Origin of the sequence: Streptomyces sp. NPDC058579 (assembly GCF_042718575.1) — a bacterium.
Classification (GTDB): Bacteria; Actinomycetota; Actinomycetes; order Streptomycetales; family Streptomycetaceae; genus Streptomyces.
The window spans coordinates 109721-116404 of sequence record NZ_JBHXPI010000022.1 but is presented as its reverse complement, the minus strand read 5'-3'; the positions used below and the strand labels follow the sequence as shown (position 1 = coordinate 116404).

Sequence of the window (6684 nt, the reverse complement as noted above, 5' to 3'; positions counted from 1 at the left end):
ACCGCCGCGGCATTCCCCCGTCCCGGCCGCGGGTCCCTAATCCACAGAGCCCCGTGGGCCCTCGCAGCAACGGCGAGGGGCCACGGGGTTTCGTGCGGGGCGGGCCGGGCGGCCCGGGGGCCGACGGGGAGGCCCCGGGTGGCCCGGGGCCCGACGCGGAAGCCCCCCGGGCGGGCCGCGATTCGCGTGCCGCGCGCCGAGGGGCCGAGTGCCGCGGCTCAGGAGGCGCGGCGGGTGGTGATCCCCGGTGTGCCCTCGCCGTTGACGGCGAGGACGAGGTCGCTGCGCCGCTTGATCCCGAGCTTCCGGTAGACCCGGGTGAGGTGCTGCTCGACGGTGCTGACGGTGACGAAGAGCTTGGCCGCGATCTGGCGGTTGCTGTGGCCGCGGACGGCTAGGGCGACCACCCGCATCTCCGCGTCGCTCAACACCCCGACCAGCGTCTCGCCGCTCGTTCCCGCGGCGGCGAGCTCCTGAGGTCTTCGTGCCGCTTCCGGCGGTGTCCGGGCCGGTAGCGGTACGCCGGACTGCTCGGCGAGCTGGCGGGCCCGGCGCAGCGCCATCCGGCCCTTGCTGTACTGCCCGGTGTCGAGGTGGCACCGGCTCAGCGCGCTGAAGGTGTACGCGAGTTCCAGCGGGTTGCCGCACTTCTGCGCGGCCTCCAGGGCCTGCCCCAGGAGCTTCATCCGCTCCTGCGGCGGCGAGGTCGCCGCGAGCGTCCGCAGGGTCAGGGAACGCGCCTCGTGGTGCCCGGGGCCCACCAGGACCGACTGCTCGGTGGCCAGTTCCCGGGCGCGCGCGATCTCGCCGCGGGCCAGATGGGCCCGCGCCGCGTCGGTGCGCCAGGGCAGCAGGGCCGGGACGTCCATCTGCCAGCGGGTGGCCAGTTCGCCCACGGCGGCGAAGTCTTCCAGAGCCGCCTGCGACTGGCCGCTCGCGAGCAGCGCGTTGCCGCGGGCACGGAGGTAACAGACCCCGAGCAGGGTCTGGAAGATGCCCTCGGGCACCACCACCTGGAGCTGGGCAAGCGCCCGTTCGGGCGAGCCCAGGACGGTGTACGCCTCCAGGGTGACCGTCAGGGGCAGCCCGATGTGGACGCCCCAGCTCGCGGCCGGCGTGTCGGCGAGCGCCCGCTCGGCCAGCCGCGCGGCCTCGGCCGGGTCGCCCCGGTGCAGGGCCAGCTTCGCCCGCAGACTCTCGAAGAGCGCCCGCCAGACAGGAGCCGACTGGCTCCGGGCCGCCGCGGCGAGCGAGTCGATCCACTGCTCGGCCGCGTCGTAGGACCCGTTGAAGATCAGCGTGCTGACCGCCAGGACGAGGGGGATCAGCGTGTCGTCGTCCAACTGGTGGCTGACCAGGGCCTGTTCCGCGCAGAGGGCGGAGAGCGGCCCGGGGCCGTCCCGCAGCACCCGCTCCAGCTCGACCAGCGTCTGGCCCCGGGTCGCGGCCGGCGGGACGTGCGACCGGCCGGCCGCCGCCGCGCTGTCGCCCTCCTCCGGTGTGGCCGGATACAGCAGGGCGAGGGTGGTCCTGCACCTGCGCAGGGTGGCCGACGCCTCCGCGTCCTGACGAAGCAGGGCGTGCCGCTCCATCTGCTCCAGGAGCTCAAGAGCCGTGTTCGGGCTGCCGAACCAGAGCAGCGCGTCCACGGGCGCCGACACATGACGCCCTGTCAACAGGCCGCAGCGGGCCGCCTCTAGGAGGGACGGCAGCCGACGGGCGGCGGTCCGTGGATCGGAGCGCCACTCGGTGCGGAAGAGCATCGCCGTCGTGGCCGTGAAGTGTTCCTTGCTGCGGTCGTACCGGTAGGCGACGGAGAGGCAGTCGGTCGCGAGCGTGGTGTCGCCCGTCGACAGGCCCTCCTGCGCGGCCTCGAGCAGCACGGCCGCGGCGCAGTCGTTGTCGATCTGGCTCGCGGCGACCAGGTGGTGGGCGACCGCGGTCACCGGAGCGCCGTTCTTGAAGAGCAGCGTCCCGATCCGGGTGTGCAGCTCGGCGCGCGCCTCGGGGGTCATGTCGTGCAGCACGGCGGTGCGCGCGTCGGGGTGGCGCCAGGCGCCGTCCGTCAGCAGACCCGTCTCCTCCAGCGTGCTGAGCGCCAGGTTCAGGGACTGCGGGTGGGTGCCCGGGAGCTGGACGAGGAGCGGGACGTACCGCGGGTCGTGCAGGACGGCCATGATCCGCGCGATCGTCCGTACCGAGGTGGCGCAGCGGTAGAGGCAGCCGAGGACGGCCTGTTCGAAGAGGGAGCCGGCGGAAAGCACCGGGGCGGCGGGCCACTCCGTCGCCGCCGCGATGGTGTCCTCGACCAGGCCGCGGACGAGGAACGGGTTGCCGCCGGTGGCGGCGAGGCACTCCGTGTCGAGGGCCTGGGCCGCGCCCGTCCCGAGGCGCGACGCGAGCAGCTCGCGCACCCCGCCGAGGGAGAGGGGAGGAAGCCGCACGCGGTGGCAGACCGGCTCCGGCGGAAGCTCCGCGCGTAGCAGGGTGCTGGAACGGCGGGGGGAGGGGAGTTCGTTGAGGACGAGGAGGAGCGGCGTCGCGCGCAGCCGGCGGGTGAGGGAGGACAGGCACAGCAGGGACGGGGTGTCCGCGTACTCGACGTCGTCGACGCTGATGAGCAGCGGCCTCTCCACGTACTTGACGAGGTCGTGCAGGGCCGTGCCCATCTGGTGGAAGAGGCGCGGCGGGATGGCGACGGAGTCCTGCGTGTTGGCGGCGTCGGCCCCCAGGGCCCGGTCGAGCAGATGGGCCACGTGACCGGCCGCGGCGGGCGGCAGTTCCACGCCACGGAACAGCTGGGCGAGGACGCCGAAGGGCACGTACCGCTCCATGCGGGAGGCGGTCGCGGAGAGGTGCACCGCGCCCGCGAGCCGGGCGTCTTCGGCGAGGGCGGCGAGGAGTTCGGTCTTGCCGTGCCCGGCCGCCCCGCTCACGACGGCGATCCTGCTGTTTCCTCCCATGGCTTCCCCGAGGAGGCGCCGCATGTCCGATAACTGTTCCTCACGCTCGCATATGAGGTGGGGATGGGGCGGGGGAGTGAGCTCGTCCAGAACGACCGACGCTGTTCTTGGAGGCATTCTTTCGACTCCGCTTCGTATTCAGCTGTATCGGAGAAGGGGTGCGCCAGACGTGTCGTACGGATCTTCCGCTGGCGAGCTCTGCCCAGTAAAACCCGGTCTCCCCAGCACGGCAACCAACGCCCACGGCGGAGGTAGAGGCTCCGATTGGCCGCTGAATACAAGGGAGTCCATCGTGCCTGGCGGATCACGGCCACCGGGCCGGAATATCGAGCGGCGGGGAGGATTCCGTGAGACGCGTCACATTCGCCCGTGGCGGCCTGTCGGGGCGTCCACCGGGGTGGGTTCGCCTAGTGGAGGTGCGGAGATCGGCCACGAGGTGCCGGTGATTTGGTTCATGGCTATACGATCCCGCTGGATGGCGCCGCGCCCACCGCATTTTTTCGGCCGGAAATCAGACTTTAACGTTGCCGTCCGGAGTGGGCCGAACTTCCCGACAAACCACCCCATGCGGCCGGACCGGGCGATCTTCCCGCCGAAGCCCGGGCGGATCACGCCCCTTGACGCGCGGCACCCTCTCGTGCCGGAAAAAGGGGCACGTGCCCCGCGCCGCCGCTAATCGGCCCGGTGGCCTGAAGTCGCCCCCTGGCGGGTCGGGTTCCGTGCGCGCCGTCGAATGCCGCAACTCCCCCAGCGTCGTACAAGAGCGGACCGAGTGGCTCCGGTACCGGCCGACACCTCCCGAGGACTTCTACCCCTCGTTCATGTTTTCTCCGTCTCTGCTTCACCGGTCCGTGTAGCCACCAGCGCCCAGCGCCGTGATTGTCATGCGCGCAGCTATGAACGCGTAGTCGATTGTCGGCCACGCGTGGGGTCAGGGCGAAGGGGGCGGGTGCGGTGTCTCGGCCACGGTTTCTGTTTGTCTCATGGGTGGACGTCGAAAGACGTCAGGCACCGCACGAGTGGACGCCCGGCGATGTCGGCGCGGAGGCCGTGAGCTGGCGGCTCGTCGGGGCCAACAACCACGAACTCGGGCGCGGACCCGACCTCCACGGCGGGCACACCGCCTGCTGCGCGGCCGTCCGGCGGCTGCGCGACGGGCTCGACCGCGCGGTCCCCCTCGTCTCCATGGCCGCCACCACCGGCCTCTGGAGCTGGCAACTCGCGCTGGACGAGCGGTGCGTCGCCGTCGCCGCCCGTACCTTCAGGCGCCAGCGCGAGTGCCGCCACAGCCTTCAGCTCTTCCTCACCGCCGCCGCCGAGGGCCAGCTCGCGGCCGGCGTCACCTACACACGACGACTGCGCGGGCTGCGGCTGCCCGACGCCGTCCGGGGGACCGCCTCGTGAGCACCACCGTCACCCCCGCCGTCGCCCCGGACACGGACGCCCCGCGCCCCCGGTCCAAGGCCGGCGACCCCGCCGACCGGGTCTTCCGCGGCGGCGCGCGCGGCGCCGGAGCCCTCGTCCTGGTCACCATGACCCTGGTGGGCGTCTTCCTGAGCGTCCGCGCCGCCGAGGCCCTCGGCGACGCCGGCTGGTCGTTCGTGACCACCTCGGCCTGGGAGCCCGACTCCCACCGCTTCGGCATCGCGGCCGTCCTGCCCGGCACCGTGCTCATCGGCACCACCGCGATCACCTTCGCCCTGCCGCTCGCGCTCGGCACCGCGCTCTACATCACCGAGTACGCGCCCCGCCGGCTGCGCCGGACCCTGGTCAGCCTCGTCGACCTGATGGCCGCCGTGCCCAGCGTGGTCTACGGCCTGTGGGGGTTCTTCTTCCTCCAGCCCCACATCACCGGGCTCGCCCGGTGGATCTCCACGTACTTCGGCTGGATCCCGATCTTCGCCGTGGACGGCGCCGACCCGCGCGACCCGCTCGCGCCCGCCACCGTCTACACCTCCTCCACCTTCATCGCCGGGATCGTCGTCGCCCTGATGGTCACCCCGATCGCCTGCTCGGTGATGCGCGAGGCGTTCGCGCAGGCCCCGCCCGGCGAGCGCGAGGGCGCCTTCGCGCTCGGCGCGAGCCAGTGGGGGGTCATCCGTACCGTCGTCCTCCCCTTCGGCAAGGGCGGCATCATCGGCGGGACCATGCTCGGGCTCGGCCGGGCGCTCGGCGAGACCATCGCCGTCGTCATGATCATCTCGCCGGTCTTCTTCTTCCAGCCGCACATCCTGGAGAACGGCGCCAACTCCGTCTCCGCGCTGATCGCCCTGCGCTACGGAGCGGCCAGCCCGCTCGGGATGTCCGCGCTCATGGCGGCCGGCCTCTCGCTCTTCCTGATGACCCTCGTCGTCAACTTCATCGCGTCCTCCGTGGTCGCGCGCAGCCGGTCCGGAACGGGAGCCGACGCATGACCCTGACCACTCCCGCGCCCACCGCCGAACCCGAGGCGACCGGCACGGTCACGCCCGACGTCGTCCCGCACGGCCCCGGCGCGCCCGCCGAGACCCGCCGGGTCACCTCCGCCCTGCACGCCCGGGACGTCTTCGCCCTGATCGGCTCGGGCGCCGCCGCCGTCGCGCTGACCGCCGTGGTCTTCGACCGGGTGCTGCCCTGGAACGCCCCGCTCGGCTTCACCGTCGTCACCTACCTCGCCTTCATGGCGCTGTACGCCGTCCTCGTCTCCCTCGACGAGAACGGCGCGACCGTCCGCGCCCGGCTCGCGCAGACCCTGGTGCACGCCCTCGCGGGGCTGCTGCTCGCGGCGCTGCTCTTCATCGTCGGCTACGCGCTGTGGCGCGGGTACGAGGCGCTCGGCCACCTCAACTTCTTCACCGAGGACATGTCCGGCACCGGACCGCTCCAACCGATCACCGACGGCGGCATGGTGCACGCCATCGTCGGCACGCTCCAGCAGATCGGCATCTCGCTGCTGATCACCGTGCCGCTGGGGCTCGCCTGCGCGGTCTTCCTCAACGAAGTGCCCGGCCGGTACGCCCGGTTCGTCCGCACCATCGTGGAGGCGATGACGGCCCTGCCGTCGATCGTGGCCGGTCTGTTCATCTACGCCACCGCGATCCTCGCCCTCGGCCTGGACAAGTCCGGGTTCGCCGCCTCGCTCGCGCTCTCGGTGATGATGCTGCCGATCATCATCCGGGCCGCCGACGTGGTCATCCGGCTCGTGCCCGGTTCGCTTCGGGAGGCCTCGTACGCGCTGGGCGCCGGGCAGTGGCGCACCGTGTGGACGGTGGTCCTGCCCACCGCCCGCTCGGGCCTGACCACCGCCGTCATCCTCGGCACGGCGCGCGGCATCGGCGAGACCTCCCCGGTCCTGCTCACCTCGGGCGCAGCTACAGGCCTCAACCTCAACCCCTTCGACGGGCCGCAGACCTCGCTGCCGCTGGCCACGTTCACCCTGGTCGCCTCGCCCGAGAAGACCATGATCATCCGAGGCTTCGGCTGCGCGGCGCTCCTGATGGCTCTGGTCCTGCTGCTCTTCCTGGCCGCCCGCGTCATCGGCGGCCGCGGCCCCGGCCAGCTCAGCCGCCGCCAGCAGCGCCGCCGGGTCGCCGCCTCGCAGAAGGACGTGGCACGCATGGGCTCCCGCCCGCCGGCGCCCGCCGCCGTCGCGCTGCCCCGGCAGTCCCCACCGCCCCGGCAGTCCCCACCGCCCCCGCAGTCCCCACCGCCCCCGCAGTCCCCGCCACCACCGGCCGGCTGA

Annotated in this window: 4 protein-coding genes; 3 read left to right on the top strand and 1 reads right to left on the bottom strand. The window is 72.8% G+C overall.

Going from position 1 to position 6684, the window contains the following annotated elements; translation table 11 throughout:
• Positions 1 to 218: 218 nt before the first annotated feature.
• On the bottom strand, positions 219 to 3080 hold the full coding sequence (locus ACFWRO_RS23585; protein ID WP_384513031.1) for an AAA family ATPase: 2862 nt from the start codon (positions 3078 to 3080) through the stop codon (positions 219 to 221).
• Between the two features lie 870 nt (positions 3081 to 3950).
• Here ACFWRO_RS23585 and ACFWRO_RS23580 point away from each other — a divergent pair.
• From ACFWRO_RS23580 to pstA, 3 genes are read left to right on the top strand one after another with little or no spacing between them, the layout of a single operon-like run.
• Positions 3951 to 4367 (top strand): hypothetical protein, encoded by a 417-nt coding sequence (locus ACFWRO_RS23580; RefSeq protein WP_384513030.1) that lies wholly within the window; start codon positions 3951 to 3953, stop codon positions 4365 to 4367.
• Positions 4364 to 5377: a phosphate ABC transporter permease subunit PstC gene (gene pstC / locus ACFWRO_RS23575; RefSeq protein ID WP_384513029.1), complete on the top strand. Its 1014-nt coding sequence runs from the start codon at positions 4364 to 4366 to the stop codon at positions 5375 to 5377. The genes ACFWRO_RS23580 and pstC overlap by 4 nt, the downstream gene beginning before the upstream one ends.
• Positions 5374 to 6684, top strand: a complete 1311-nt coding sequence (gene pstA / locus ACFWRO_RS23570) for a phosphate ABC transporter permease PstA (RefSeq protein WP_384513028.1) — start codon at positions 5374 to 5376, stop codon at positions 6682 to 6684. The genes pstC and pstA overlap by 4 nt, the downstream gene beginning before the upstream one ends.

Excerpts from the sequence above, each read along its gene's own strand:
- pstA (WP_384513028.1), top strand. The coding sequence starts at position 5,374 with ATGACCCTGACCACTCCCGCGCCCACCGCCGAACCCGAGGCGACCGGC.
- ACFWRO_RS23585 (WP_384513031.1), bottom strand. The coding sequence starts at position 3,080 with ATGCCTCCAAGAACAGCGTCGGTCGTTCTGGACGAGCTCACTCCCCCG.